The 24,771-nt window shown below is 67.4% G+C and carries 28 protein-coding genes and 1 tRNA gene; 11 read left to right on the forward strand and 18 right to left on the reverse strand.

Features of this window, described 5'->3' with window-relative positions:
• The first annotated feature begins 8 nt into the window (after positions 1-8).
• Positions 9-1,250: a 5-aminolevulinate synthase gene (gene hemA, locus E7773_RS08710; protein ID WP_293990253.1), complete on the forward strand. Its 1,242-nt coding sequence runs from the start codon at positions 9-11 to the stop codon at positions 1,248-1,250.
• 86 nt (positions 1,251-1,336) lie between these two features.
• Here hemA and nrdR read toward each other — a convergent pair whose 3' ends face one another.
• From nrdR to E7773_RS08735, 5 genes are all read right to left on the reverse strand, one after another.
• On the reverse strand, positions 1,337-1,798 hold the full coding sequence (gene nrdR, locus E7773_RS08715; protein WP_293990255.1) for a transcriptional regulator NrdR: 462 nt from the start codon (positions 1,796-1,798) through the stop codon (positions 1,337-1,339).
• 38 nt (positions 1,799-1,836) lie between these two features.
• Positions 1,837-2,157 (reverse strand): zinc ribbon domain-containing protein, encoded by a 321-nt coding sequence (locus E7773_RS08720; protein ID WP_293990257.1) that lies wholly within the window; start codon positions 2,155-2,157, stop codon positions 1,837-1,839.
• A 2-nt stretch (positions 2,158-2,159) separates the two neighbouring features.
• Positions 2,160-3,473, reverse strand: a complete 1,314-nt coding sequence (gene glyA, locus E7773_RS08725; protein ID WP_293990259.1) for a serine hydroxymethyltransferase — start codon at positions 3,471-3,473, stop codon at positions 2,160-2,162.
• Complete coding sequence (rpiB, locus tag E7773_RS08730; RefSeq protein ID WP_293990261.1) at positions 3,470-3,910, reverse strand: ribose 5-phosphate isomerase B; 441 nt, start codon at positions 3,908-3,910, stop codon at positions 3,470-3,472. Before rpiB ends, glyA begins: the two co-directional genes overlap by 4 nt.
• Positions 3,911-3,971: 61 nt before the next feature.
• Positions 3,972-4,784, reverse strand: a complete 813-nt coding sequence (locus E7773_RS08735) for a LytTR family DNA-binding domain-containing protein (protein WP_293990263.1) — start codon at positions 4,782-4,784, stop codon at positions 3,972-3,974.
• Positions 4,785-4,822: 38 nt separating this feature from the next.
• On the opposite strand from E7773_RS08735, the gene E7773_RS08740 reads away from it, so the two are divergent.
• The 5 genes from E7773_RS08740 to rpsD all read left to right on the forward strand — a co-directional run bounded on the left by E7773_RS08740 (position 4,823) and on the right by rpsD (position 7,540).
• Positions 4,823-5,392 carry a DUF1579 domain-containing protein gene (locus E7773_RS08740; RefSeq protein WP_293990264.1) on the forward strand — a complete coding sequence of 190 codons (570 nt, stop codon included), beginning with the start codon at positions 4,823-4,825 and terminating at the stop codon, positions 5,390-5,392.
• 46 nt (positions 5,393-5,438) lie between these two features.
• Positions 5,439-6,158: an RNA methyltransferase gene (locus tag E7773_RS08745; RefSeq protein WP_293990266.1), complete on the forward strand. Its 720-nt coding sequence runs from the start codon at positions 5,439-5,441 to the stop codon at positions 6,156-6,158.
• A 68-nt stretch (positions 6,159-6,226) separates the two neighbouring features.
• Positions 6,227-6,481 (forward strand): hypothetical protein, encoded by a 255-nt coding sequence (locus tag E7773_RS08750; protein WP_293990268.1) that lies wholly within the window; start codon positions 6,227-6,229, stop codon positions 6,479-6,481.
• A gap of 26 nt (positions 6,482-6,507) precedes the next feature.
• The gene (locus E7773_RS08755) at positions 6,508-6,759 is read left to right on the forward strand and encodes a hypothetical protein (protein WP_293990270.1); all 252 of its coding nucleotides are present in this window, start codon (positions 6,508-6,510) and stop codon (positions 6,757-6,759) included.
• 166 nt (positions 6,760-6,925) lie between these two features.
• Positions 6,926-7,540 (forward strand): 30S ribosomal protein S4, encoded by a 615-nt coding sequence (gene rpsD, locus E7773_RS08760; protein ID WP_293990272.1) that lies wholly within the window; start codon positions 6,926-6,928, stop codon positions 7,538-7,540.
• Positions 7,541-7,595: 55 nt separating this feature from the next.
• Here the strand turns inward: rpsD and E7773_RS08765 are convergent, their stop codons facing one another.
• Positions 7,596-9,608 carry a S9 family peptidase gene (locus E7773_RS08765; RefSeq protein ID WP_293990274.1) on the reverse strand — a complete coding sequence of 671 codons (2,013 nt, stop codon included), beginning with the start codon at positions 9,606-9,608 and terminating at the stop codon, positions 7,596-7,598.
• Positions 9,609-9,771: 163 nt separating this feature from the next.
• Here E7773_RS08765 and E7773_RS08770 point away from each other — a divergent pair, with 163 nt between their 5' ends.
• Both E7773_RS08770 and E7773_RS08775 read left to right on the forward strand, forming a co-directional pair.
• A complete protein-coding gene (locus E7773_RS08770) occupies positions 9,772-11,400 on the forward strand; it encodes a M28 family metallopeptidase (RefSeq protein ID WP_293990276.1) in 1,629 nt (542 codons plus the stop codon).
• Positions 11,397-12,374, forward strand: coding sequence for an agmatine deiminase family protein (locus E7773_RS08775; RefSeq protein WP_293990278.1), 978 nt, complete (start codon positions 11,397-11,399; stop codon positions 12,372-12,374). Before E7773_RS08770 ends, E7773_RS08775 begins: the two co-directional genes overlap by 4 nt.
• 3 nt (positions 12,375-12,377) lie before the next feature.
• Here the strand turns inward: E7773_RS08775 and E7773_RS08780 are convergent, their stop codons facing one another.
• Positions 12,378-13,010 carry an LON peptidase substrate-binding domain-containing protein gene (locus E7773_RS08780; protein ID WP_293990280.1) on the reverse strand — a complete coding sequence of 211 codons (633 nt, stop codon included), beginning with the start codon at positions 13,008-13,010 and terminating at the stop codon, positions 12,378-12,380.
• Positions 13,007-13,903 (reverse strand): tetratricopeptide repeat protein, encoded by an 897-nt coding sequence (locus tag E7773_RS08785; protein WP_293990774.1) that lies wholly within the window; start codon positions 13,901-13,903, stop codon positions 13,007-13,009. The genes E7773_RS08780 and E7773_RS08785 overlap by 4 nt, the downstream gene beginning before the upstream one ends.
• A gap of 167 nt (positions 13,904-14,070) precedes the next feature.
• Here E7773_RS08785 and E7773_RS08790 point away from each other — a divergent pair.
• Positions 14,071-14,145: transfer RNA gene (locus tag E7773_RS08790), tRNA-Gly, on the forward strand.
• 265 nt (positions 14,146-14,410) lie between these two features.
• On the opposite strand, the gene E7773_RS08795 is transcribed toward E7773_RS08790, so the two are convergent.
• From E7773_RS08795 to E7773_RS08835, 9 genes are all read right to left on the reverse strand, one after another.
• Complete coding sequence (locus E7773_RS08795) at positions 14,411-14,851, reverse strand: hypothetical protein (RefSeq protein WP_293990282.1); 441 nt, start codon at positions 14,849-14,851, stop codon at positions 14,411-14,413.
• Positions 14,852-14,913: 62 nt separating this feature from the next.
• Positions 14,914-15,843, reverse strand: a complete 930-nt coding sequence (gene virB11, locus E7773_RS08800; RefSeq protein WP_293990283.1) for a P-type DNA transfer ATPase VirB11 — start codon at positions 15,841-15,843, stop codon at positions 14,914-14,916.
• 50 nt (positions 15,844-15,893) lie between these two features.
• Positions 15,894-17,015 carry a TrbI/VirB10 family protein gene (locus tag E7773_RS08805; protein ID WP_293990284.1) on the reverse strand — a complete coding sequence of 374 codons (1,122 nt, stop codon included), beginning with the start codon at positions 17,013-17,015 and terminating at the stop codon, positions 15,894-15,896.
• The gene (locus E7773_RS08810; protein WP_293990286.1) at positions 17,015-17,710 is read right to left on the reverse strand and encodes a TrbG/VirB9 family P-type conjugative transfer protein; all 696 of its coding nucleotides are present in this window, start codon (positions 17,708-17,710) and stop codon (positions 17,015-17,017) included. Before E7773_RS08810 ends, E7773_RS08805 begins: the two co-directional genes overlap by 1 nt.
• Complete coding sequence (locus E7773_RS08815) at positions 17,707-18,501, reverse strand: VirB8/TrbF family protein (protein WP_293990288.1); 795 nt, start codon at positions 18,499-18,501, stop codon at positions 17,707-17,709. Before E7773_RS08815 ends, E7773_RS08810 begins: the two co-directional genes overlap by 4 nt.
• On the reverse strand, positions 18,498-19,769 hold the full coding sequence (locus E7773_RS08820; RefSeq protein ID WP_293990290.1) for a type IV secretion system protein: 1,272 nt from the start codon (positions 19,767-19,769) through the stop codon (positions 18,498-18,500). Before E7773_RS08820 ends, E7773_RS08815 begins: the two co-directional genes overlap by 4 nt.
• On the reverse strand, positions 19,769-22,141 hold the full coding sequence (locus E7773_RS08825) for a VirB4 family type IV secretion/conjugal transfer ATPase (protein WP_293990292.1): 2,373 nt from the start codon (positions 22,139-22,141) through the stop codon (positions 19,769-19,771). Before E7773_RS08825 ends, E7773_RS08820 begins: the two co-directional genes overlap by 1 nt.
• Entirely contained in the window at positions 22,120-22,353 is a 234-nt protein-coding gene (locus E7773_RS08830; protein ID WP_293990776.1) for a VirB3 family type IV secretion system protein, read from the reverse strand. Before E7773_RS08830 ends, E7773_RS08825 begins: the two co-directional genes overlap by 22 nt.
• A 57-nt stretch (positions 22,354-22,410) precedes the next feature.
• Positions 22,411-22,791 (reverse strand): TrbC/VirB2 family protein, encoded by a 381-nt coding sequence (locus E7773_RS08835; protein ID WP_363130139.1) that lies wholly within the window; start codon positions 22,789-22,791, stop codon positions 22,411-22,413.
• 137 nt (positions 22,792-22,928) lie between these two features.
• Here E7773_RS08835 and E7773_RS08840 point away from each other — a divergent pair, with 137 nt between their 5' ends.
• Together E7773_RS08840 and E7773_RS08845 are read left to right on the forward strand one after the other, a co-directional pair.
• On the forward strand, positions 22,929-23,111 hold the full coding sequence (locus E7773_RS08840) for a KTSC domain-containing protein (protein WP_293990293.1): 183 nt from the start codon (positions 22,929-22,931) through the stop codon (positions 23,109-23,111).
• Between the two features lie 14 nt (positions 23,112-23,125).
• Positions 23,126-23,911 (forward strand): DUF72 domain-containing protein, encoded by a 786-nt coding sequence (locus E7773_RS08845; RefSeq protein WP_293990294.1) that lies wholly within the window; start codon positions 23,126-23,128, stop codon positions 23,909-23,911.
• On the opposite strand, the gene E7773_RS08850 is transcribed toward E7773_RS08845, so the two are convergent.
• On the reverse strand, positions 23,908-24,771 hold the full coding sequence (locus E7773_RS08850) for a hypothetical protein (protein WP_293990295.1): 864 nt from the start codon (positions 24,769-24,771) through the stop codon (positions 23,908-23,910). The two genes, E7773_RS08845 and E7773_RS08850, sit on opposite strands and share 4 nt — an antisense overlap.

The raw sequence follows: 24,771 nt of genomic DNA on the forward strand, positions 1-24,771 counted from the left end.
AAATCACCATGAGCGATTCCGCGACTTCGCGCCCCGTCGACTATGCCCGCGTGTTCAGCCAGGCGATCGACCGGCTGCACGCCGAGGGGCGGTACCGCGTTTTCGTCGACATCCTGCGCAACAAGGGCGCGTTCCCCAACGCGCGCTGCTTCGCTGGGCATAACGGGCCCAAGCCGATCGTCGTATGGTGCTCGAACGACTATCTCGCGATGGGCCAGCACCCCAAGGTCGTCGCGGCGATGGAGGAAGCGCTCCATGACGTGGGTGCGGGGTCGGGCGGCACGCGCAACATCGGCGGCAACACGCATTACCATGTCGACCTCGAGGCCGAGCTCGCCGACCTGCACGGCAAGGAAGGCGCGTTGCTGTTCACCAGCGGGTACGTCTCGAACGAGGCGACGCTCGCGACGCTCGGCAAATTGCTCCCCGGCTGCGTGATCTTCTCCGACGAGCTCAACCACGCCTCGATGATCGCGGGGATCCGCAATTCGGGGTGCGAGAAGCGGCTGTTCCGGCACAACGACTTGGCCCATCTCGAGGAACTGCTCGCCGCCGAGGACCCCAACGTTCCCAAGCTGGTCGCGTTCGAAAGCGTCTATTCGATGGAGGGCGACATCGCCCCCGTCGCGGCGATCTGCGACCTCGCCGACAAGTACAACGCGCTGACCTATTGCGACGAGGTCCATGCGGTCGGGATGTACGGTCCGCGCGGCGGGGGGATTTCGGAGCGCGACCAGGTCGCCGACCGCATCACGATCATCGAGGGCACGCTGGGCAAGGCGTTCGGGGTGATGGGCGGATATGTCGCCGCCGACCAGACGATCATCGACGTGATCCGCTCCTACGCGCCGGGGTTCATCTTCACGACCTCGCTGTCGCCGGTGCTGGTCGCGGGCGTGCTGGCGAGCGTGCGGCACCTCAAGGAATCGACCACCGAGCGCGATGCGCAGCAGGCGTCGGCGAAACTGCTCAAGGGAATGATGACCGACGCTGGCCTGCCAGTGATGCCCGGCGACACGCATATCGTGCCGCTGATGGTCGGCGACCCGGTCAAGGCCAAGAAGATCAGCGACATCCTGCTCGCCGAATACGGCGTGTACGTTCAGCCGATCAATTACCCCACGGTGCCGCGCGGCACCGAACGCCTGCGCTTCACGCCGGGGCCGACGCATGACGAAGGCATGATGCGCGAACTGACCGACGCGCTGGTCGAGATCTGGGGCCGGCTGGAGTTGCGCAAGGCGGCTTAGATGCCGTCACCCCAGCGAAAGCTGGGGTCTCAGGCCGTAATTTTCCTCGCAAGAGATGCCAGCTTCCGCTGGCATGACGGACGAGTCTAGGGCTTCCCCATCTCGCTCACGTTCCCCGCGAATTCCTCGAAGTCCTTCGCCTCGCTGAAATCGCGATAGACGCTCGCGAAGCGGATATAGGCGACCGAATCGAGGCCCTTCAGCCCCTCCATCACCAATTCGCCGATCCGCTTGGACGATATCTCGGCCTCGCCCAGCGTCTCGAGCTGGCGCTGGATACCCGACACCAGCCGCTCGATCTGCACGCCTTCGATCGGGCGCTTGCGCGTCGCGATCTCGATCGAGCGGAGCAGCTTCTCGCGCTCGAACGGTTCGCGGCGCCCCTCGCTCTTGGTCACGGTCAGCTCGCGCAACTGGATGCGCTCGAACGTGGTGAAGCGTGCCGCGCACCCTTCGCACTGGCGGCGGCGGCGGATCGCGGCGCCATCCTCGGTCGGGCGCGAATCCTTTACCTGGCTGTCTTCATGTCCGCAAAACGGGCACCGCATCGTGGGTCCATATCCTTTCGAATACGGACCCTATCGCGTCACGCCTTCTTGGCGAAGCGATTATACGCCATGATGCCGCCACCAATCAGGGCGCCGGTCGCCATCGAGATCGGCAGCAGGATCGCTGCCACCGCGCCGACCGCGGCGCCGCCGGCGATCTTCTGCGCGTTCTCGTCCTTGAGCAGCCCGCGCGCGGCGGCCTCGGCCTCCGCGGCGCTGTTCATCACGAAGGTCTTGGCCGATTCGAACGTGCTTTCGCCGTCGCCCGTCACATAGGCGCCGCAGCTCGGGCAATATTTGGCGCCCTCGGGCAAAGCGGCGTCGCAATGCGGGCACATGCGGGTCAGATTCTCGGTCATCTCTACAGTCCTTGGTAGATCGGGAAACGGTGACATAGCGTATTAACACGCTGCTGCACAGCATTTTCTACCTGCGCGTCGCCCTGCTCGCCATTTTTGGCCAATCCGTCGAGCACATCCGCCACCATATTACCGATTTCGCGGAACTCGGCGGGACCGAATCCGCGCGTCGTCCCGGCGGGCGATCCGACGCGGATGCCGCTGGTCTTGACCGGGGGCAGCGGGTCGTTGGGGATGCCGTTCTTGTTGCAGGTGATGCCAGCGCGCTCAAGCGCTTCGTCCGCATCCTTGCCGGTGACCCCGAGCGGGGTGAGGTCGACCAGCGCCAGATGCGTGTCGGTCCCGCCCGAGACGAGGTTGCACCCGCGTTCCTTGAGCGTCGCGGCGAGCACCTTGGCATTCTCGATGATCGCCGCCGAATAGAGCTTGAAATCGGGGCGCAGCGCCTCGCCGAACGCGACCGCCTTGGCGGCGATGACGTGCATCAGTGGGCCGCCCTGCAGCCCCGGGAAGACCGCCGAGTTGATCTTCTTGGCGATCGCCTCGTCGTCGGTCATCACCATCCCGCCGCGCGGTCCGCGCAACGTCTTGTGCGTGGTGGTGGTGACGACGTGCGCGTGGCCGAATGGGGTCGGATGAACGCCGCCCGCGACGAGGCCCGCGAAATGCGCCATGTCGACCATGAACAGCGCGCCGACCTCGTCCGCGATGCTGCGGAACTTGGCGAAATCGATCTGGCGGGGATAGGCCGACCCGCCGGTGATGATGAGTTTCGGGCGGTGTTCCTTGGCCAGCCGCTCGACTTGGTCGAAATCGATCAGATGCGTGTCGGCGGTCACACCATATTGCACCGCGTTGAACCACTTGCCCGACATCGCCGCGCGCGCGCCGTGGGTCAGGTGCCCGCCCGCATCGAGGCTCAGCCCCATGATCGTGTCGCCGGGCTTGGTCAGCGCGAGCATCACCGCGCCGTTGGCCTGCGCCCCCGAATGCGGCTGGACGTTGGCGAAGCCGCAATTGAACAGCTGCTTCGCCCGGTCGATCGCCAGCTGCTCGACTTCGTCGGACGGGTGACAGCCCTGGTAATAGCGCTTACCCGGATACCCTTCGGCATATTTGTTGGTGAACACCGACCCCTGCGCCTCGAGCACCGCCTTGGAGACGATATTCTCCGACGCGATCAGCTCGATCTGGTTCTGCTCGCGCGCCAGTTCGTGCTCGACCCCGGCGAACACCGCCGGATCGGCCTCGGCCAAACCTCGCGTGAAAAATCCGTCCGGCTGGACGTCGGACAAAGTGGTCGGGCTGGTGCTCATACGGACTCCTTGGCCGACAATTTGTCGACGCGGTGCTGGTGGCGGCCCCCGGCGAAGGGGGTGTCGAGAAAGGCTTGCAGGCACGCGATCGCCATGCCCTCGCCGGTCAGGCGCGCGCCCATCGCGATGACGTTGGCGTCGTTATGTTCGCGCGCCAAGGCAGCGGACAGCGGCTCGCCGACGAGCGCGCAGCGGCAGGCGGGCTCGCGATTGACCGCGATAGAAATGCCGATGCCGGAGCCGCACAAGGCGACCCCGCGCTCGGCCGCGCCAGAGGCGATCGCCGCTGCGAGCTTGTAGCCGTAATCGGGATAATCGACCGATGCCGTGTCGTGCGGGCCGAGATCGGCGACGTCGTGCCCTGCCTCACGCAACCACGCGACGATCATCGCTTTCAGGGCGACGGCGGCGTGATCGGACGCGATGGCGATGCGCATGGACGGGGCGGCGATCCTTCGAACTAATGCTGTGCGCTGCCCCTTACGCCGGGCGCCGCGGTTACGCCACCCCCAGTTTGGGCTTCATCCGCAACCAACCGCGCGCGCGCACCGCCGCGACATGGCTCGCGCTGACGGGCAAACGCGTGCCGTCGGCGAGCACCAGCCGCCACGCGCGGCCTTCGCGCACCGCGCCGTCAACCGCCGATGTCGCCACCCACGCGCCACGGTGGACTTGCTCGCCGTCGACCCCGGCAAGCTCGTCGAGCAGATCGGCGAAGCGTGCGAGCACCAGCGGCTTCGCGCCGCTTAGCAGATGCAGCCGGCAATAATGATCCTCGGCAGTCACCGCCCGGACATCGGCCAGATCGCGCACGCCGACACGAAACAGGATGCCGTCCTCGACGATCTCGCGTGGCACGGGCTTGGGTCGCGCCAGCCGCAGCAGAGCGAACAACGTCACGCTGATCGCCGCCGCCTCGATCCAGGTGCGCGTCGCGTCGATCCGGCCCGCGATGCCGAACAACCACAGTGTCGTCGGTATCTCAAGCGGCAGCGGCAGGTTGACCACCACGGCGCCTATCGCACTCGCACGGGGCCAGTCCCCGGGATCGCGCACGGTCCACGCGAACCATGCGGTCCATTTGACGACGTTCCACCCGATCAGCACGCTCCAGAAACCGAGCCGCATTCCGAACGGCATCGCGATCGTGCCGAACGCCCCCATGATCGTCGCGAGCACGATCGCCGCGCCGCCGCCCGCCGACAGCATCACGATCCCGGGCAGAGCGACGACGCGGTTCGCGAATTTTCGCGCGGACTTGGCGAAGCCGCGATTGCCGCGGCGCGGCTGATCGGAGGAAAGCGTCGCCATCGGTGGCGAGGCTGCCACGATCGAACGGGGAGTGCCAGATGCGCAAATTGTTGATCGCCGGGATTGGCTTGGCGATGATCGCCGCGGTGCCGGGTGCCGCGCAGGTCGGGAACGATACCGCGGCGCTCGCCGCGCAAAAGGCCGCGCTCGACAAGTTCGCGTGGATGGACGGGACATGGCGCGGCCCCGCCGTCACCAAATTCCCGAGCGGCGAGCATCGCGTGACGCAGACCGAGCGGATCGGCCCGATGCTCGGCGGGACGGTGCGCGTGGTCGAGGGGCGCGGGTTCAACGCCGACGGCAGCATCGGCTTCAACGCCTTCGCGGTGATTTCGTACGACGCGGCCAAGCAGGCGTATGATTTCCGGTCCTACGCCCAAGGCCGCATGGGTGACTTCATGATTCGCCCGACGGCGGATGGCTATGTCTGGGAAATCCCGGCGGGGCCGATGACGATCCGCTATACCGCGACGCTCAAGGACAAGGTGTGGACCGAAATCGGCGAGCGGATCGCGCCCGGCCAGGCGCCAGTGAAGTTCTTCGAAATGCACCTGACGCGGGTCGGCGACAGCGACTGGCCGAACGGCGGCGCCATGACGCCAAAGTAATCGGGAGCGTTGACAGCCGGGGCCGCGAGCGCGCAACCGCGCCGGCGTGACCGAGCAACCCGTCATCGTTCTGGTGCGTCCGCAATTGGGCGAAAATATCGGCAAGGCGGCGCGCGCCATGCTCAATTTCGGACTGACCGAGATGCGGCTTGTGACCCCGCGCGACGGCTGGCCCAACCCGGCGGCGGGCCCGGCGGCGTCGGGCGCCGACGTCGTGCTGGAGCAGGCACGCGTATTCGACAGCGTCGCGGACGCCGTCGCGGATTGTCCGCATGTCTATGCGACAACGGTGCGCAAGCGCGGCGTGACCAAGCCGGTGATTACGCCGGAGGTTGCGGCGCAGGATATCCATGCCGCGCCAGGCCGGTCGGCGATCCTGTTCGGTCCCGAGCGATCGGGGCTCGAAACCGACGACGTCGCGGTGGCGCGCGAGATCGTCACGGTGCCGATCAACCCCGATTTCGGCAGCCTCAACCTCGCGCAAGCGGTGATCCTGGTCGCGTACGAATGGTCGAAGCACGTGGCGCTCGCCCAGCCGCCCGAAACCGACCTGCCGCTGCCGGCGCCGCAAGCCGAGCTCGACGGCATGATCGAGCAGCTCGATGCGATGCTCGTCGAATCGGGATTCTACTTCCCGCCCGATCGCACCCCCGTCACGCGGCGCACGCTGCGCACGCTGCTGACCAAGCCCGGCTGGTCGAGCCAGGAAGTCCGCACGGTGCGCGGTGTCCTGTCGGCGATTGCCAAACCGCGGCAGCGAGGCTGACGTTTTTCACTTTCGTTATATCGATGATAACGCTAATATTAGCGGGAATTCCCCTGGGAGATGAATCCGTGAAATTGTCGTACGTTGTGCTTGCGGCCGTGTCGTTCGCCGTTGCCGCCCCCGCCGTTGCGGGCGATTCCCCCGATTCCGCCAAGCCGGCGAAGGAAAAGAAGATCTGCCGCCGTGAGACTGTGACCGGCTCGATCGTGCCGTTCAAGACGACGTGCCACACCAAGTCGGAATGGGCGTCGATCGATGCGGAGAATGCGCGGGCCGTGGACAGCATGGCCAACAATCGGCCCAGTGGCACTCAGCGCCCCTAATCCACGCAAATAACCGGGGTAATTACATGCGCTTCGTGATCGTAGCGGCCGCTGCCGCGTTGCTTGCCGCGCCCGCGGTCGCGCAGACGGCTGATTCGACGGCGCCCGCGCCGAAGCCGAAGAAGGAAAAGAAGATCTGCCGCAAGGCCGAGCCGAATTCCTATTCGCACATGACGCCGAGCATTTGCCGCACCCAGGCCGAATGGGACCGCGACACGAGCAATGGCGCCCGGGCGGGTGTTACGTCGATGGGCGGCGACAACCTGCCGCGCCAGTGATCGGCCGCGGTTGCGCCATCATACTTGACTCGAATCGCGTGCGCCTCTAGGCGCCGCGCCTTCGCAATTGGCCCCGCACTCCGGTGAAGCGGTGGCCGTGCCTCCCATATCCCTGGGACCAGCAGGCGATACCGGAACCAACGTTTTAGCGATTGAAGGAAGTATCATGTCGAAGCGCACCAGCGCCAAGCACAAGCTCGACCGCCGCATGGGCGAGAATATCTGGGGCCGTCCCAAGTCCCCGGTGAACAAGCGCGAATATGGCCCCGGCCAGCACGGCCAGCGCCGCAAGGGCAAGGTCTCCGACTTCGGGATCCAGCTGCGCGCCAAGCAGAAGCTCAAGGGCTATTACGGCGACGTCACCGAAAAGCAGTTCCGCGGCTGTTATGCCGAGGCTGCGCGGATGAAGGGTGACACGGGCCAGAACCTGATCGGCCTGCTCGAGCAGCGGCTCGACATGATCGTGTATCGCGCCAAGTTCGCGCCGACGATCTTCGCCGCGCGCCAGCTGGTCAGCCACGGCCACATCCGCGTCAACGGCGTGAAGTGCAACATTGCATCGCGCCGCTGCTTCGTCGGCGACGAGATCACGCTCGGTGCCAAGGCCAAGGACATGGCGCTGGTGATGGAAGCGCAGAGCCTGGCCGAGCGCGAGATCCCCGATTACGTCGCGCCCGACGGCAATGCGAAGGTGACCTTCACCCGCATCCCGACGCTCGATGAAGTGCCCTATCCGGTGAAGATGGAGCCGAATCTGGTGGTCGAGTTCTACTCGCGCTGATCCGGCTCATCGGTTGAAGGGGCGGTCCCGCGGGGCCGCCCTTTTTCGTTATGGCCTAAGGCGTCATCCCCATCGAGGCGCGGAGGAACGCGTCGGCCTTCGCCAGCATGTCGGCGCGTGCGGTATTGTCGTCGAGCTGGTGGTCGAGACCTTTGTATTCGACCAGGTCGACCTTGGCGCCGGCGGCTTTCAGCTTGCCGGCCATCAACCGCGACTCGTTGATCCAGACGTTGGTGTCGCGGTCGCCGTGGAACAGCAGGACGGGCGCCTTGATGCGATTGGCGTTGCGCGCCGGCGAGCCTTCGACGACCCACGGGCCGTGCCCGATTTGGGCATCGCGTTGCGGGAAATAGGTGAAGTTGCGAGCCTCGGCGCGCAACGATTCGAGATCGGTGACTGGCGCCACCGCAACGATCGCCTTGAACAGATCGGGCTCCACGACCGAGGTCTGCAACGCGGCGTAACCGCCATAGGACCAACCGACGATCGCCAACTTCTTGGGGTCGGCGACACCCGATTTGACCATCCAGTGACCGGCGTCGTTGATGTCGCTCATCGCGGTTCGCCAACCCTGATATCCGTTCTTGTTGTACCATTGGTCGCCATAGCCGGCCGACCCACGGAACTCGGGCTGGATCACCGCGAAGCCGCGCGCGGCGAAATATTGCGACAGCCAGTCGAAGCCCCATTCGTCGCGCGCCGCGGGTCCGCCATGCGGCATGACGATCGCGGGCAGGTTCTTGCCGTCGCTACCGGCGGGGAGCGTCAGGTAGGCCGGGATCGTGGTTCCGTCGGCCGCCTGGTACGTGATCGCCTTGACCGTGCTGAGCGGCACACCGGCGAGCTCGGCGCGGGCGGGCAGGATCTCGCCCATCGAATGCGTCTTCTTGTCGTAGAGATAATAGCGGCCCGGATCGTTGTCGCTGCCGGCGAACAGCAACAGCTTGCTCTCGTCGGCGCTGGCATCGACGAACGTTACCAGGTGACCGGGGAGCGCCTTCGCCAGCTTGGCCTGGAGCGCGGCGAGTTCGGGATCGAAGAACTGCACCTGGCGGCGGTCGGTGATATAGCTCGTCCCCACGACGCGCCCGCGGCGGCCGACCGAGATCAGCGAATCCACATCGACGTCGGGCCGCGACGCGATGAGCTTCTTGGTCAGGCTGCCGTCGAGCGAGACGGTATAAAGCGCGGTCCGGCCATCGGTCGACTCGAAGCCGTAGGCGACGTCGAGGTCACGATCGACCGCAACCGGCAGGAAACCGCTGTTGCCGTTGCCGTTGGTGCGGACGGTGCTCAACGGCTTCCAGTCGCGGCTGTCGGGCCGGCGATAAAGATAGGTGATACGGTTGCCGTCGTACCCGTTGCCGTCGGTCGACTGCAGGCCCATCACGCGCACGACGCCTTGGCCATCGCTGATGTAATCGAACGCGCCTTGGCTCGGCTGCTCGATGACCTTGCGCGACATCGTCGTGGTATCGACCAGGTCGACGCCCAAGCCGGTACGGGTTTCCGCGGCGTGCGTGCCGGTCGAATATTCGGGAACGTAATAGTGCGTCATGAGCACCGAGCCGGTGCCGCCCGCGCCCCAATCGATCAGCGATCCGCCGTTCTGCGTGATGTCGAGCGCGTTGGAACTGGTTCGTGCCGACAGGACCTTGCCGTTCGATCCGTCGTCGTTGACCGCGATCGTCCGCGAGTAGCCGAGCCGTACCGAGCCGTCCGAGGATGTTAGCGAGATGCTGCAGATCAGCCGCGTATCGGTCGACCAGCGGCAATCGCGCAATTGATCGGCGTCGCCGCTCGATTTCATGATCGGTTTCGGAATCGCGTCGCCCGCCAGGTTGGTGACGAACAGCGCCATGCCGCGTCCCGCCAACGGCATCAGCATGGCCACCTTGTCGCCGCTCGGCGACAGGCTGATCTGCTGGATATTCTCGCGTGCGCCGAACGCCGCGGCGATGTCGCTGGCCGACTTGGGCGTCGGCGTATCGGCCGCTCGCACCGCCGCGGCGCCACCGGCGATCGCCATCATCGCCAGCCCAGCCAGCGCTCTCCCACTATATAGCATTCCGCCCCCTTGTGATCGTGCCTTACCTCGGCAATTTCCGATACTTATCGCGTGTGGGGCGGTGCGCAACGACAGATTGCAAGCGCCGACCCGGCTCGAGGGGCGACTTGCGTGGCGGGAACGGCCCTGCCAGACATCGCGGACATTTCGCGAAAGGTCGACCATGCGCCGCCTCGTTCTTGCCGCTTTCACGTTGACCGCGCCCGCGCTCGCACAATCGAGCGCTCCGGCGATCTCGATCGACACGCTGAAGCAAGTCGACAAGACACTGTCGTCGGACGCGTTCGAGGGACGCGCGCCGACCACGCTCGCCGAGGAAAAGACCACATCGTATATCGTCGAGCGGATGAAGGCGGCGGGGTTGCAGCCAGGCAATCACGGATCGTGGTTCCAGGACGTGCCGCTGGTCCAGATCGACGCGCAGAACGTGACGCGGATGACCTTCACCGGGGGCAAGACCCCGGTCAGCCTGACGTACCGTACCGACATGGTGCTCGCGACGTACCGCGTGACGCCCAGGATCGACATCCGGAACTCCGACGTCGTGTTCGTCGGCTACGGCATCAACGCGCCCGAAAAGGGCTGGAACGATTACGCCGGGGTCGACGTGCGCGGGAAGACCGTCGTCGTCCTGGTCAACGACCCCGACTGGCAGAAATCGCAGCGCACCGGGCTCTTCGAGGGCAAGGCGATGACCTATTACGGCCGCTGGACCTACAAGTTCGAAGAAGCCGCGCGGCAGGGCGCGGCCGCGGTGATGATCGTCCACGATACCGAGCCCGCGGCCTATGGCTGGGGTGTCGTCCAGTCGAGCTGGACCGGGCCGCAGCTCGAATTGGACGCCAAGGGCGATCACATGGACCAGTCGAAGGCGATCGGCTGGATGCAGCTCGCCAAGGCGAAGGCGCTGTTCGCGAGCGCGGGCAAGGATTTTGCCAAGCTGTCGGCGGCGGCCAAGATCAAAGGGTTTCACGCGGTGCCGCTTGGCGTCAAGGCGTCGGTCAGCTTCACCAACAGCATCAAGCGCCAGGCATCTAAGAATGTCATCGGCATCCTGCCCGGGACCGAACGGCCCGACGAGACGGTGATGTACACCGCGCACTGGGATCACCTCGGCCGCTGCACGCCGGTCAAGGGCGACGACATCTGCAACGGCGCGCTCGATAACGCGAGCGGGGTAGCCGGGCTGATCGCGCTCGCCGAGGCGCAAGTGAAGGCGGGGCCGGCCAAGCGCAGCATCGTCTTCATGTCGGTCACCGCCGAGGAATCGGGGCTGCTCGGCTCCAGATATTACGCCGAGCATCCGGTCTATTCACTCGCTAAGACGGTCGGCGGGGTCAACATGGACGGATTGAACGTGATCGGGCGGTCGCGCGACGTCGTCGTGACCGGGTTCGGCAAGTCCGAGCTCGAGGACATGATCAAACCGCTGATCGAAGCGCAGGGTCGCGTGATGAAGCCCGAGCCAAACCCGGAGCGCGGCGGCTATTTCCGGTCGGACCATTTCAGCTTCGCCAAACTGGGCGTGCCGATGTTCGACGGCGGATCGGGCGAGGATCTGGTGGTCGGCGGAACCGCGAAGGGGCACGCCGCGACGCTCGATTACATCGCCAACCGCTATCACAAGCCGCAGGACGAATATGATCCGAACTGGGATTGGAGCGGCGCGGTGCAGGACCTGACGCTGTATTTCCAGCTCGGGCGCCGGCTCGCCGACGGCAATGCTTGGCCCAACTGGTACAAGACCGCCGAATTCCGCAGCGTTCGCGACCGGTCCCGCGCCGCTCAGTGACTCGCGTGCCGCCCCCCAAGCCCGAATGGGCGCCGCACAAGGCGGTGTGGATCGGGTTTCCGAGCCACCCAGAATTGTGGGCGCTCGATCTCGAGCCCGCGCGCGACGAGGTGATTGCGTTCGCGGAAGCCGTGCATGCCGGCGGCAAGGGTGAGCAGGTGCTTCTCGTCGCCGCCGACGAGGAAGCGGCGTCGGCGGCGCGACGGCGCGCGGGCGATATCGCCAAGGTGGTGGTGCAGCCGTTCGGCGACATCTGGCTGCGCGACACGGGTGCGATCATCCGCGGCGACGGCGTCGCGGCCGATTTTCAGTTCAACGGCTGGGGCGGCAAATACGATCTGCCCGGCGACGACGATATCGGCGCGCGGCTGGCCGAGGCGCGCGGCAAACGGGTCGAGAGCTTCAACTGGATCCTCGAAGGCGGCGCGATCGACGGCGACGGGACCGGGCTGGTGGTCACGACCGAGCAATGTCTGCTCAACCGCAACCGCAACGGCGCGATGATGCGCGACGAGATCGAGGACCTTCTGTTCCGCGACCTTGGCTATGACGAGGTGCTGTGGCTCGGCGACGGGCTGCTCCACGATCACACCGACGGGCATGTCGACAACCTCGCGCGGTTCGTCGCGCCTCGTACTCTCGCGGTGCCCGAGGCGAGCGACAACGATCCCAACTGGCAAGTCTATCAACGCGCCGCACAGCGCGCCGCCGCGCACGAGGGCGTGACCGTCGCCCACGTGCCCTCGCCCGGGCGCGTGCTGCGCGACGAGGAGATCGTGCCGGCGAGCTACATGAACTTCTACATCGGCAATGCCAGCGTCGTGGTGCCGCTCTACGGCTGCGAGAACGATCAGGCCGCGGTCGCGGCGATCGGCGCGCTGTTTCCCGGGCGACAGGCGGTCGGCTTGCGCGCCGACCATATCCTGACCGGCGGCGGCAGCTTCCACTGCATCAGCCAGCAGATACCGGCCTGAGATCTACTGCAACGTCACCCGGTCCTCGCCGTCGTGGCGGCCAAAGAATTGCATCAACTGCACGATCAGCTCGGCGCGGCTGGTCAGGTCCGGCGCCTCGAGCAGCGCCTGTTTGGCGGCCGAATCGAACGGCGCGATCTGGGCGATGCCGTTGACCAGCGCCTCGTCGTCGAGCCGCGCGACCGAGTCCCAATCGACCGCATAACCCTGCGCGTCGGCGAAACGCCGCGATTCGCTCTCCAGGCTCGCGCGGTGCGCGATCGACAGCGCCTCGGCGTCATCGCTTGTCGGCAACAGATCGGCCTCGACCTGGCGGAAGGGTGTCGTCACGTCGAGCTCACGCACGACGCGGAACAGCGATACGCCCTCCAGCACGATGTCGTAGCGCCCGTCGTCGAGCGCCTCGACCTCGGCGATCCGCCCGACGCACCCGAGGTCGAACAGCGGCGGGCGTTGCGCATCCTTCGCGCGCTCGCCGACGACGCGCGGCTGGATCATGCCGATCCGCCGGTCGCGCGCCATCGCGTCGCTGACCATCGCGCGATAGCGCGGCTCGAAGATGTGCAGCGGCAAATGCATGCGCGGGAACAGCAAGGCGCCCGCCAAAGGAAAGATCGAGAGGCGGGTGGCCGTCACGTGAACAATATCGCCGACAATCGCCGGCGCTGCCCCGATACCCACGGGTCCTCCAGCCCGACCACTTCGAGCAGTTTGAGGAATTGCGCGCGCGCCGCGCCCCCGTTCCAGTCGCGGTCCTGGGCGACGATCGCGAGCAGCGAATCGGCCGCCGCGTCGCGCTCGCCCGCCGCCATTTGCGCGTTGGCGAGGTCGAAGCGCGCCTGGAGATTGTCGGGATCGGCCTCGGCGGCGGCGATCAGCGGCGCGAGATCGGCGGCCGGCGGGGCCGAGCGCGCGAGGTCGAGCGCCGCGCGCGCGCGGTCGATTTCGGGCGCCTTGGCGGCCTCCTCGGGCAAAGCGGCGAGCGCGGCCTCGGCGTCGTCGAGCCGCCCCGCCGCGACCAGCGCGCGCACGCGGCCCGACACGACGTCTGGGTGATCGGGCGCGATCTCGGCGATCTGATCGAACACCGACAGCGCGCGCTCCGCATCGCCCTCCGCCAGGATTTGCTCGCCCATCGCGAGCAACGGCTCGATCTCGGCCTCGGTCTGCGCCTCCGCGCTGTCGACCGGCAACTGCTTGAGGATCTGGTCGAGCATCGCCTTCAGCTGTGATTCGGTGCGCGCGCTGGTCAGGTCGGCGACCAGCTGGCCCTGGAACATCGCATAGACGGTCGGGATCGACTTGATCTGGAATTGCGCGGCGATGAACTGGTTCTTGTCGGTGTCGATCTTTGCCAGCACCACACCCTTGTCGGCATAATCGGCCGCGACCTTCTCGATCACCGGCGACAGCGCCTTACACGGCCCGCACCATTCCGCCCAGAAATCGATCATCACGAGCTTGGTCATCGACGGCTCGACCACGTCGCGACGGAACGCTTCCACGGCTCCCTTTTCCTGCGGGGTCATTCCAAGCGTGGCCAAGTCTCATCTCCGGTTCGTTGCCGCCCTTATGTGGGCGCACGCCCGTGCAAGCCAAGGTTTTTTCGGCGACGACACGGGGCTTGCGGCGGCGAAAGGGCGATGCTAGTGGCCCCGCTCCCAACGCGCCCGTGGCTTCACGGGCCGGCGCCAGAGCGGGCGTAGCTCAGGGGTAGAGCACAACCTTGCCAAGGTTGGGGTCGAGGGTTCGAATCCCTTCGCCCGCTCCAACTGCCGCAGCGATTTAGCTGCGCTAAATCGTGCTCAGCGGCAGTTCGGACGGCATCGCCCGTGGCGATGGCCGACGACGTGGCTTTGCCACGTTGGAACCCTCGAGTCTTTTTGTGGCGCTACGCCCTAAATGGCTACGCGCGTGGTTCGAATCCCGAGCAAACCAAACTAGCGGCGAGTTGCAGGCTAGCGACTTTTCCGCGCCAAAGAAAAAAGCCGCCGGACTCGCGTCCGACGGCTCCTTCAATCCAATTGGCGCAAACCTTACGCCGCGATCACCTCGACCTTGCCCGTGCCGCGCATGTGCCGGCCGAAGCTCTTCGCCGACCGCTTGATGTCGGCGATGTGCGCGTCGCGCCCCGCCAGTGCCTTCGCGCCGCGATAGGTTGCCGCCAGATCGGGGACGACCACAAGCTTGCCGGCTTCCGCAAAGCGGCGGGCGCTCGCCAGCGCGGCGGCATCGAGCCCGCCTGCCCCATGGAGCAGGACCACCGTATCGACCGGCTGGGTGCCGCGCGGCGCGACCATATAGCCGTCGACCATACGATCGCCGTGGAACACGTATTTGCCGCGGAACACGCGCAGGTCGCCCGTGCCGCCCATCGCGCGCGCCACGCCGGGCAGCGCGACGGTCGCCGCAGTGGCCGCCGCCATCCCGCCGATCGCCTTGCGACGGCTGATCGAATTCTTGATAACGACGCTCATCTGCATCCCCTTTTCGCAGCGCTTCGCAACAGCCTAGTCCGATCGCGATTCGGACACAAGATTTACCGCGCGAGCACGATCTCCGCGACGTGGCGCCGTCCGCCAGTGCGCGCGAGCTGAACGAACACGTCGACGGTCGAGCGGACGTAATGATGCACGTCGTCGCGCCCCAGCCGTGTTCCGGTCTGAAGCACCAGCAGCGCGATCTGCTCGATCGCGCGCTCGGCGCTGTCGGCATGGACCGTCGTCATCGATCCGGGATGGCCGGTGTTGACCGCGCGCAAGAAGGTATAGGCCTCGGGCCCGCGCAACTCGCCGACGATGATCCGGTCGGGACGCATGCGCAAGGACGCGGCAAGCAGCGAATCGGCGCTGACCTGCGCCTCGCCGAGCGCGCTGCGCGCCGCAAGCAGGCCGACCGCATTGGCGTGGCCTAGGTGAAGCTCGGGCGTGTCCTCGATCAGGATCAGGCGCTCCTCGGCGGGGATTTCGCGGATCAGCGCGTTGAGGAACGTGGTCTTGCCGGTCGAGGTGCCGCCCGACACCAGGATGTTTTTGCGCGACCGCACCGCGAGCGCGAGCAACGCCGCGATATCGCCCGCGTCGAGCAGCCGCGCGAGCTCGATATCGGCGGCCGAGCGCTCGCCGACATCGCCGCGCTTCGTCTCGGCGAATGCGCCGGTCGCGACATAGTCGGCGAGGGTGAGATCGGGCGAAATATGCTTGCGGATCGCCAGCGCGAGCGGGCCGCGCGTCGCCGGGGGTGCGGCGATCTGGACGCGCGCGCCGTCGGGCAAGGTCGCCGACAGCAACGGATGTTCGCGGCTGATCCCCTGGTGCGACAGCGCCGCGATCTGGCGCGCGAGGCGGTCGAGCGTCGCGGGGTCGAGCGCGGGCGCATCATGCCGCTCGGTCGCACCGCCGATCGTCTCGACCCAGATCTCGCCTGGGCGATTGACGTAGATGTCGGTGACGTCGTCGCGCGCCAGCACCGCGCCGAGCGGCGCGAGATAGCTTTTGAGATAGACGGGATCGCTCGCGGCTATTTCCGTGCCTCCACGGATGTGAAGTCGAGGTCGCGCGCAACGAACACGCTGATCGACACGCCCTGCTTGACGCGCAAGCTGCGCTGGAACTGCTCGGACCCGGTCAGCGGCGACGCGCCCGCGACCGCGCTGCCCGGAACGCTCAGGATCGCCACGCTGTTGTTGTTGCCGGCGAGCCCGGTCGCATAGCCGGTGCCGATGCTGAGCGCGGTCTGCAGGAACGCCGAGGCGAAACGTTCGAGGAAGTGGCTATTCACTTTGCCCTTGATCCCGACGCGGCCGAGCGGGTCGGCGGCGGGCGAGCCGAGCGCGATGGTGGCGCCGTCGGGCCGGACCAGCCGCTGCCAGATCACCAGCGCGCGGTTCTGTCCGGGCTGGAGGTCGGCCTTATACTCGCCGATCAGCCGGCTGCCGCGCGGGATCAGTACCTTGCTTCCGTCGAACCCGCGCACGTCGCGCGTCACCAGCGCGCGCGCCGGGCCGGGCCTGGTCGAATCGAGCGCGGTTTCGAGCACGGCGGGAATCAGCGCGCCTTGCGGTACCGTCGTCGCGCGGTTGCGCAGCACCGACGCGCGGGCGCGCGTTGCCGACAGCGACCCGGCACTACCACCGGTGGCTGCGCCCGCACCGGGCGCGGCGGTCGCCGGATTGCCTTCGGCATCGGTCGACACGGTCGCGCCGCCGGCCCCGGTGACTTCCGCTGCGGTGGTGTCGACGACCAGCATCGGGCCGCTCGCGATGCGCGGCGTCGGAGGGGGCGGGGCGACGACTTGCGGGGGTTGCGGCGGCTGGACGTAGACGATGCGCGGCGGCGGCGGCGGAGCTGGTGGCGGAGGGGGCGTTACGACCACCGGCGCGGGCTCCGGAGTCGGTTCGGGTGCGGGCGGGATATAGAGCGGCGCGGCGGGGGCGGGCACGCCGGTGCCGCTGAAGCGCGGGCTGGTCGACGGCGCGGACAGGACGCGGCGGCGCGCATCGAGGATCAGGAACAGCACCAGCCCAAGCGCGACGACGCCAGCCACGATCATCCAGTTGGCGATGCCGCTCCGCTGGCGCGCGACGACGGGCCGCGCGCTGTGCTCGATCGGCCCGCGCGGATCTTGTCCCGCGACCGCCATCAGTTGCGCACCTGCGGCACGCGCACCGCCACTGCCATTTCCCGGTCGAGGCGGAAGATCAGCTTGTTGGCGATGCTGTCGAGAACGTAGCGCCCGTCGCGCATCGCGCCGTCGGCGAGCGTTTCCTTGCCGTCGCGCCCGATCTTGAACACCGCGGGCAAGGTCTGGTCGGCGCGCCAGATGATGAACGTCTTCGACCCATCGTCGGAGATCGCGTCGGGCTGGATCGTCCGCGTGCCGCTCAATTTGTAGCGGCCCGCGCCGACCGCGGGCTGGTCGCTCGCGGTCGCTTCGGCGGGCGGCGGCGGATAGGTGAACCGCACCGTGAACGCTTGCGCGCCGCCATAGCCCGTCGACAGCTCGAAATTATACGCGCGCGCATCGGTGACGACGGTCATGTTGGTTGTGACGCCGCCCTGCGCCGGGCGGATGAACAGCCGGTCGCCGCGCTTGTTGGGGGTGACTTGCCACGCGCCGCTGTCGCCCACCGCGACGGTTTCGATCCGTTCGTCCGGTGCGAACTCGACCGCGAGCTGATAGCCGGGCGCGACTTGCAGCTGCACGACCTGATCGGCGTCGTACATCACCGTCTGGATACGCGGGTCGCCGGGGCCGGGGACGGGGCGCACCTGCGCCGCCGCTGGCGCGACCGCCGTCAGCGCGACAAGCGCGGCCAGGAACGAGCCTGGCTTCACAACTGGACTTCGGGGGCGACCGGACGCGCGACCGGCGCCGGTTTCACCTTCAATTCGGGCGCGGAGACTTGCGGCTGAATCGCGGGCGTCGTCGCGACCGGCTCGGGCGGCGTCACGGCTTCCTGGTCGCGGCGATAGCGCGTCACCTGGAAACCGAGCGGGTTGATGAAGCGATCCTCCGCACGCATCGGTGCGGTGGTGAACTGGTAACGGATCACCGCCACCCACGCCGCGGCGGGCTGCGGCGCGCCGCCGGCGTCGCGGCGGATCGTCTCGAACCGCACCAGCGCGCTGTTGCCGCCCAGCGACGACACGCTCTTCACGTGCGTTTCGACGATGGTCGAGGCGGGCAAGCGGTTGATCGGGCTCGCCGGGTTGGAGGCGACGACGCTGCCGACATAGTCCGACCTGGCAGTATCGACCGACCAGGCCTGGACCTTGGCATAGCTCGCCTGCAGCTGTGCGCGATCGTAGCTTTCGCGCGCGATGACGTACTGGACCAGGAACGATTGCGTCAGCGCGGTGTCGGGCGCGATCTTCTGCGCGTCGAGGGGCTTGAGCTCCTGGACATAGCCGGTCTGCTTGTCGACGAGCAGCGTGTACGGGACGACCGTCTTGAGCGGGGCGAGGAAGATCAGCGCCAGCGCCTCGCACAGCGCCACCACCAGCGCAACCGTGGCGACGATCCACGCGAGCCGGCGCGACGCGCGCAAGGCGTCCTCGCGGTCCTCCGCCCAGCTGCCCGCCTCGCGATAATAAGCGTCGAGCGATTCGCGCGCGGCCTGTTTCATCGATTGCTGTCCCGCCGTGATGCGCCGGCCGACACGCGCCCGCGCGTCCGCCGCCTGAAACTCTGGCCGAGCGGCACCGCGCCCGCAACCGCTACGTCGTTCGACGCGGTGGGCGTGATGCCGGGCCGGCCGCCGAACGATGCCGCCACCGGCTGCGCCGCGAGCGATTCGCGCCGCTGCGTCGCCGATACCGCATCGGCGATCACCAGCGCGCGGCCGCGTTCGTCCTGCGGCGCGGCCTGGCCGGCGCGCTGGACATCGCGCAGCGTCACGCTGCCGGCAATGCCTGCGGCGACTCGGTCGCGCAGCACGCGCCAAGCAGGCGGCAGGCGGAAGCCCGCGGCGACCTTGCCGACCGCGACCAGCACGGCGATCAGCGTCACCGCGAAGACCAAGGTCAGCACCAGCAATTCGACCGGCACCGACGGCGTCGCGATATTCTGGTGCCGCAGATCGAGCACCGCCGCGAGCCACGGTTCGAGCAGCGCCAGTTCGACGCCGAGCACGATCGCGGTGGCGAGCGCGCCGAGCGCCGCGCCGGTCAACCCGCGCACCCAGCCCTCGAACAATCCGCGCGTTCCGTCGAACAGCAGGAAGATAACGAACAGCGGCCCGAGCGCGAGGAGCAGCCCCGCGACCAGCCGCACGCTCGCGAAGCTCGCGATCGCGCCCGACAGGAACAGGGCGCGCGCGCTTCCCAACAGCGAGAAATCGCGCTGCGGGTCCCACCGCGCCCGATTGCCGAGATCCTGCACGCGGCGCAGCTCCGCCGCCTGTTGCGCGGGCGTCAAATTGGCGGTCGGTCCGACCGCGACATTGGCGTTCAGCGGACGTCCGGTGCCGACCACGTTCAATTCGGCGAGCTGGTAATCGACCAGCTGCAACCGCGCGACGAGCCCGCCCGGCGCGCCGGGCAAGCCCGCCGGTGACCCGATGTTGCTCGCCACTTCGGCGGGCGCACGCAGCGTGATGTCATAGGCAAGCGTGCGGAACGCGGGCCAGCTCGTCGCGAGCGCGAGCACTACGCCGACCTTGATCGCCGCGACCACCCCGTCGCGTACCGACGGCGTCTCGCCGAGCAGCAGGCGGTAGCCGATCAGCGCGATGAACAGCGTCAGCGCCCCGGTCAGCAGCAGCGCCGCCGGGCCGCCGGGGTTGGCCAGTGCCTGATACCCGCCCGCGCCCAAATTCTGCGCCTGGCAATCGAGGTGCGCGAGCACGCTCGAGAGGAATGAATCGTCCGAAATCGCGGGGCAGGCCACCTGCATCAGGCACGCTCCAGCAGGCGCGGGATCCAGTCGGCGGGGTCGTCGCCGCCTTCCGCCCGGATTTCGTCGAGCAACCGCACGGTGCGCTCGCGCCCCGACAGGATCGTCAGCATGTCGCGCTCGCCGGTCAGGTTGAGCCGCACCACGACGCTTTCGTTGCCGTGCTTGATCAGGAAGCAATGCGCGTCGTCGGGGAGCGTGCGGACGATCTCATATTCGTGCGGGGTCAGCCCGAACCCGTCAACATAATCGACCGCGCGCGCCTTCGGGTTGGTCATGAAGATTTGCGTCGCGGCCTGTTCGATGATCGCGCTGGCGATCTTCGATTCGAGCGCGTCCTGCGCCGACTGCGTGGCGAAGCCGACGATACCGTTCCTTTTGCGGATCGTCTTTTCCCAGTCCTTGATGCGGCGGACGAACACTTCGTCGTCGAGCGCTTTCCACCCCTCGTCGACGACGATGATCGCCGCCGACCCGTCGAGCCGTTCCTCGACGCGGTGGAACAGGTACATCATCGCCGGCGTGCGCACCGCGGGATCATCGAGGATCTGCGTCATGTCGAACCCGACCGCGTCGGCGGTGAGGTCGGTCAGGTCGCGCTCATTGTCGAACAGCCACGCGCGCTCGCCATCCCCCCACCACGGGCGCAGCCGCGAATAAAGGTCGGCCGCCGTCGGCCGCGACCCGCCGCGGAACAGTTCGGCGAGGTGGCGCAGCCGGCGATGCTCGGGCGGCTGGTCGAAATTGGCGTCGATCGCATCCTTGATCTTCGCCGCCTCGTCGATGTCGGCGCCGCCCGCGAGCTGCGCGACCCAGTCGATCAGGAACTGACGGTTGGCGGGATTATCCTCGAGCTGGAGCGGGTTGAGCCCCGCCGCGGTGTCGGGACGCAGCACGTCGTACCGCCCGCCGATCGCACGGATGAACAGCTCGGCGCCGCGATCCTTGTCGAAGAAGATGATCCGCGGGTGGAACTTGCGCGCCTGCGCGAGCAGGAAGTTGAGCACCACCGTCTTGCCCGATCCCGACGGGCCGATGACGGTGAAATTGCCCAGGTCGCCCTGGTGGAAGTTGAAATAATACGGGCCGGCGGCGGTGGTTTCGAGGAGACTCACCGCCTGGCCCCAATGGTTCGCCTCGGGCTTGCCGAGCGCGAAATTGTGGCTGCTGGCGAACCCCGCGAAATTGCCGGTCGAGATCAGCCCGCGCCGCGCGATATATTTGAAGTTGCCGGGGAACTGCGCCCAGAACGCCGGTTCGAGCGCGATATCCTCACGCACCGCGATGATCCCGAGGTCGGCGAGCGTCGCCTGCACCTCGGCCACCCCGGCATCGACCTCGGCCAGCGTATCGGCGTGGACCGCGACCGTCATGTGGTGCTCGCCGAATCCGGCGCGGCCGGCGGCTACCTCGTCCTTGGCGCTCGACAATTCGCCGCGCAGCGACACGGCCTCGTCCTCGGCGGAGCGCATGCGGCGCAGCGCCAGGTTCATCTTGCCGAGCGCGGCCTGGCGATCGACGAAGCCGAAGCTTTGCGACACGGTCAGCTCGAACGGCAGGCGGAGCAGCTCGTCGAGCATCCCCGGCGCGGTCTGCGCGGGGTAATCCTTGATCGACACCATCCCGACGAAGCTGCGCGCGGTATGGCCGGCGACGCCTAGTTCGACCGTCTCCTCGCCGAAGCTGACGCGGCGGTATGGCAGATAGGCGCCGGCATCCTGCATCGGCATCAGCACCGGGCGCATCTCGGCGTTATAGAGCGCGGAGAGGAATTCGAGCGGTTCGGAGCACACGCCCGCCTTGGTTTCGTACACGCCGAGCAGCCGCGGCGCGTAGCTGCCGAGCTGCGCGATCACCGCGTCGCGCGCGGTATCGAGCTGGTGGATATCGTGCGCGACCTGCACGTCGCGATCCTCGCCCGCGCTCCCGAACCAGCCGCGCACGCGGTCGGCGATCCCGACGCGCCCCTGCATCGGGCGGCGCACCAATGTCAGGAAGATGTCGTTGACGTAGAGCTTGCGCGCCGACAGCCGCGCGCGCCACGCCGCGTCGAGCTTGGTCGAGAAATCATCGGGAAACTTGTCCGCCAGCTCGACATCGGCCTCGCGCCGGATGACGTGGTGATAGACCGCGAAGCGCGACGATCCGATCGCCTGGAGCATCGCGTCGCGCAGCGTTTTTCGATAATTGATCTCGTCGGTGTCGGCGGTCTCGAACAGCAGACCGCGCAGCTGGATCACCTGCATCAGCAAGCCGTCGCGCGTCTCGACGGTGTGGTCGTCGACGTGCCGGGCGTACGGGAGGTGGAATCCCGCCGCTTTCTCACGCTCGACCGCGCGCTTGTCCTCGGTCAGGGGCGGTAGGAGTTGCATCGCCAGACGCGATAGTTGCGCACGCGCGGGCAGCGGCTGGCGCGAGTCAGCCACAGGTCGAAGAAGCGCGGCTCGCGCACGCACAGCACCATGCCGATCAGATGGACGACCACCGCCACCGCCAGCACCCAGATCGAATGGAAGACCAGGAACAGCTCGGTCGCGATCACGCCGTTGACGACGAAATAGCTGTAGGTGACGCCCGCGAACATCTGCGGCCGCGTCAACGCGACGAACAAAGGATCGCGGTCTACGCCACCCGCCACGGCTTAGTTGCCGAGGCCGGCGGTGGACTGGATGCCCGCGACGATGCTGGCGGCGCCGAACAGGATGAAGCAGCCGATAATGACGGTCGCGCCGTAGCGCCAGTTGATTCGGCCGGTGAGCATCAGGAACCCGACCGAGGCGACCGCGATCACCGCGACGACGGTGGCGACCGTGCCGAGCAGCGTGCCCTGCAGCCAGCGCACCGCCGACACGAGCACGCCCGACCCGGCGGGATCGCTCAGCGTATCCTGCGCGTGCGCGACACTCGCCTGGAACATGGTCACGATGGCGGCGATCAGCGCCGGGCCCTTGGACTTGATGAAACGCAACGCTCTAACCCCGCCTAACCTGTCGATCGGGAGCGGTTCGCGGAAATCGCGCATTGCGGTATCCGGCGCCCCCAACGCCCGAGTCGCCGGTGTGCACTAGGGCGGGCGGGGTTTCAAGCAGAGTCGGGCGCGGCCAATCTCGCGATGAAACGCGTGTTTCGCCCGCGCGTTGCCCGTCCATGCCCTCCAGCGTGATCCGATCGTTCGATTACGACGCCGCCCAGCGCCGGCTCGACGTCGAGTTCGTCAGCGGGCGACGCTATTTCTACCTCGACGTGCCCGAACGCGAGGTCGAGGCGATGCGCCGCGCGACGTCGAAGGGCGGGTTCTTCAACCGCCGCATCCGCGACCGCTATCGTTTCGAGCGCGGCTAAGGCATCGTGGCAGCATGGCAGAGATACGAATCGGGATCGGCGGCTGGACCTACGAACCATGGCGCGGGACCTTCTTTCCCGACAAATGGCCGCACAAGCGCGAGCTGGAATTTGCCAGCCGTCAACTGACCGCGATCGAGGTCAACGGCACCTATTATTCGGGCTTCAAGCCGGCGACCTTCGCGGGGTGGGCCGAAGTCGTGCCAGACGACTTCGTGTTCACGCTCAAGGCCTCGCGCTTCTGCACCAACCGCAAGGTGCTGGCCGAAGCGGGCGAATCGATCCAGCGATTCGTCCGTCAAGGGATCGTCGAGCTCGGGCCGAAGCTCGGACCGATGCTGTGGCAGTTCATGGCGACCAAGAAGTTCGACGCCCAGGATTTCGGCGCGTTTCTCAATTTGTTGCCGGTAAAGCATGAGGGCGTCGCGCTGCGCCATGCGGTGCAGGTGCGGCATGACAGTTTCCACGTGCCCGAGTTCGTCGCGATGTGCCGCGCCGCGAACGTCGCGATCGTCTATGCCGATTCGCCCGATTACCCGGCGATCGCCGACGTCACCGCCGACTTCGTCTATGCCCGGCTGGAAAATACGGTGGAGGAGGAACCGGCCGGCTATTCCCCCGCAGCGCTCGATCGCTGGGCGGCGGTCGCGAAGAGCTGGGCGGCAGGCGAAGCGCCGGCGGGACTCCCCTATTTCGGCGATTCGCCGGCGAAGACGCCGCGCGACACGTTCGTGTTCTTCATCAGCGGCGCCAAGGTGCGCGCGCCGGCCGCGGCGCAGGCGCTGATCGCGCGCGTCTAGCGAGTCGGCGATGCGCCGGGCGCAGGCGGGGTCGCGGCGCGGCCCTGGATCGCGGCGGTCTCCAGCACGATCAGCGCCTTGCGCGCCGCGACATATTGCCGCGCGCCGGTCATCCAGCCGGTCGCCTGCGCCGCGCCGGGCAGCTTGTTCACTTCCTCGACCGCGGCCTCGACCTGGCCCTGCGCGAGCATGCGACGGACTCGCGCGAGCCGCTCGCTCGGCACCGGCGACGGGGTGTTGCGCGGGTGGACCACGATCAGGCTGCCCAGCAACCGCCACACCGCACCGCCCCAGCCGCCTTCGCCCGCCGGCCCGAGCGCGAGCTGCGGGCCGATCTGGTCGAGCCCGAGCCGCAGGTCCTCGGTCGTCACCGGATGGTGCGACGCGTCGATGATCGTCGCCACTTCGTTCGGCTGGGTCGCACCGAACCGGTCGCGCAATTGCTGTTCGAGATAGCCGAGTTCGAGCCCGCGATCGATCGCCCGGCGCGACACCAGCACGACGAGCAGCGCTTCCGCGCGCGACGCGTTGCCATAGGCGTTGGCAGCGGCGCTGGTGATCGCGGCGCTGCGCTGTTCGAGCGCGGCGAGTTGCGCCGACAGCATTTCCTGCCGTGCCGACAGCGACGCCGGATCGGTCGCGACCGGGGGGGCGACGATGACCTTGGGCGCCGGGGCGACGACGGTTTGCGGCTGGGGTGCTGGTTGTGGTTCCGCCCGGAAATGATCGATCGCCCAGACCGCGAGCACCAGTCCGACCAGGAACGTGATCAGCGCGATTCCCGCGGCGGTCGCGAGCGTCAGGCGGCGTGTCGCGGGCTCGGCGGCCGGCAGGACGAGGGGCGGGACGGCGTCGCTCAT

It is taken from the genome of Sphingomonas sp., from assembly GCF_004799495.1.
In the GTDB taxonomy this organism is placed as follows: domain Bacteria; phylum Pseudomonadota; class Alphaproteobacteria; order Sphingomonadales; family Sphingomonadaceae; genus Sphingomonas.

Coding starts and splice junctions, on each gene's coding strand:
- E7773_RS08740 (WP_293990264.1), top strand. CDS start 4,823: ATGCGCAAATTGTTGATCGCCGGGATTGGCTTGGCGATGATCGCCGCG.
- E7773_RS08785 (WP_293990774.1), bottom strand. CDS start 13,903: ATGACCCCGCAGGAAAAGGGAGCCGTGGAAGCGTTCCGTCGCGACGTG.
- E7773_RS08820 (WP_293990290.1), bottom strand. CDS start 19,769: ATGCAGGTGGCCTGCCCCGCGATTTCGGACGATTCATTCCTCTCGAGC.
- E7773_RS08765 (WP_293990274.1), bottom strand. CDS start 9,608: ATGCTATATAGTGGGAGAGCGCTGGCTGGGCTGGCGATGATGGCGATC.
- E7773_RS08755 (WP_293990270.1), top strand. CDS start 6,508: ATGCGCTTCGTGATCGTAGCGGCCGCTGCCGCGTTGCTTGCCGCGCCC.
- nrdR (WP_293990255.1), bottom strand. CDS start 1,798: ATGCGGTGCCCGTTTTGCGGACATGAAGACAGCCAGGTAAAGGATTCG.
- E7773_RS08815 (WP_293990288.1), bottom strand. CDS start 18,501: ATGAAACAGGCCGCGCGCGAATCGCTCGACGCTTATTATCGCGAGGCG.
- hemA (WP_293990253.1), top strand. CDS start 9: ATGAGCGATTCCGCGACTTCGCGCCCCGTCGACTATGCCCGCGTGTTC.
- rpiB (WP_293990261.1), bottom strand. CDS start 3,910: ATGCGCATCGCCATCGCGTCCGATCACGCCGCCGTCGCCCTGAAAGCG.
- E7773_RS08795 (WP_293990282.1), bottom strand. CDS start 14,851: ATGAGCGTCGTTATCAAGAATTCGATCAGCCGTCGCAAGGCGATCGGC.
- E7773_RS08770 (WP_293990276.1), top strand. CDS start 9,772: ATGCGCCGCCTCGTTCTTGCCGCTTTCACGTTGACCGCGCCCGCGCTC.
- E7773_RS08735 (WP_293990263.1), bottom strand. CDS start 4,784: ATGGCGACGCTTTCCTCCGATCAGCCGCGCCGCGGCAATCGCGGCTTC.
- E7773_RS08720 (WP_293990257.1), bottom strand. CDS start 2,157: ATGACCGAGAATCTGACCCGCATGTGCCCGCATTGCGACGCCGCTTTG.
- E7773_RS08850 (WP_293990295.1), bottom strand. CDS start 24,771: ATGAGCGACGCCGTCCCGCCCCTCGTCCTGCCGGCCGCCGAGCCCGCG.
- glyA (WP_293990259.1), bottom strand. CDS start 3,473: ATGAGCACCAGCCCGACCACTTTGTCCGACGTCCAGCCGGACGGATTT.
- E7773_RS08845 (WP_293990294.1), top strand. CDS start 23,126: ATGGCAGAGATACGAATCGGGATCGGCGGCTGGACCTACGAACCATGG.
- rpsD (WP_293990272.1), top strand. CDS start 6,926: ATGTCGAAGCGCACCAGCGCCAAGCACAAGCTCGACCGCCGCATGGGC.
- E7773_RS08835 (WP_363130139.1), bottom strand. CDS start 22,791: ATGCGCGATTTCCGCGAACCGCTCCCGATCGACAGGTTAGGCGGGGTT.
- E7773_RS08825 (WP_293990292.1), bottom strand. CDS start 22,141: ATGCAACTCCTACCGCCCCTGACCGAGGACAAGCGCGCGGTCGAGCGT.
- E7773_RS08830 (WP_293990776.1), bottom strand. CDS start 22,353: ATGTTCGCGGGCGTCACCTACAGCTATTTCGTCGTCAACGGCGTGATC.
- E7773_RS08805 (WP_293990284.1), bottom strand. CDS start 17,015: ATGGCGGTCGCGGGACAAGATCCGCGCGGGCCGATCGAGCACAGCGCG.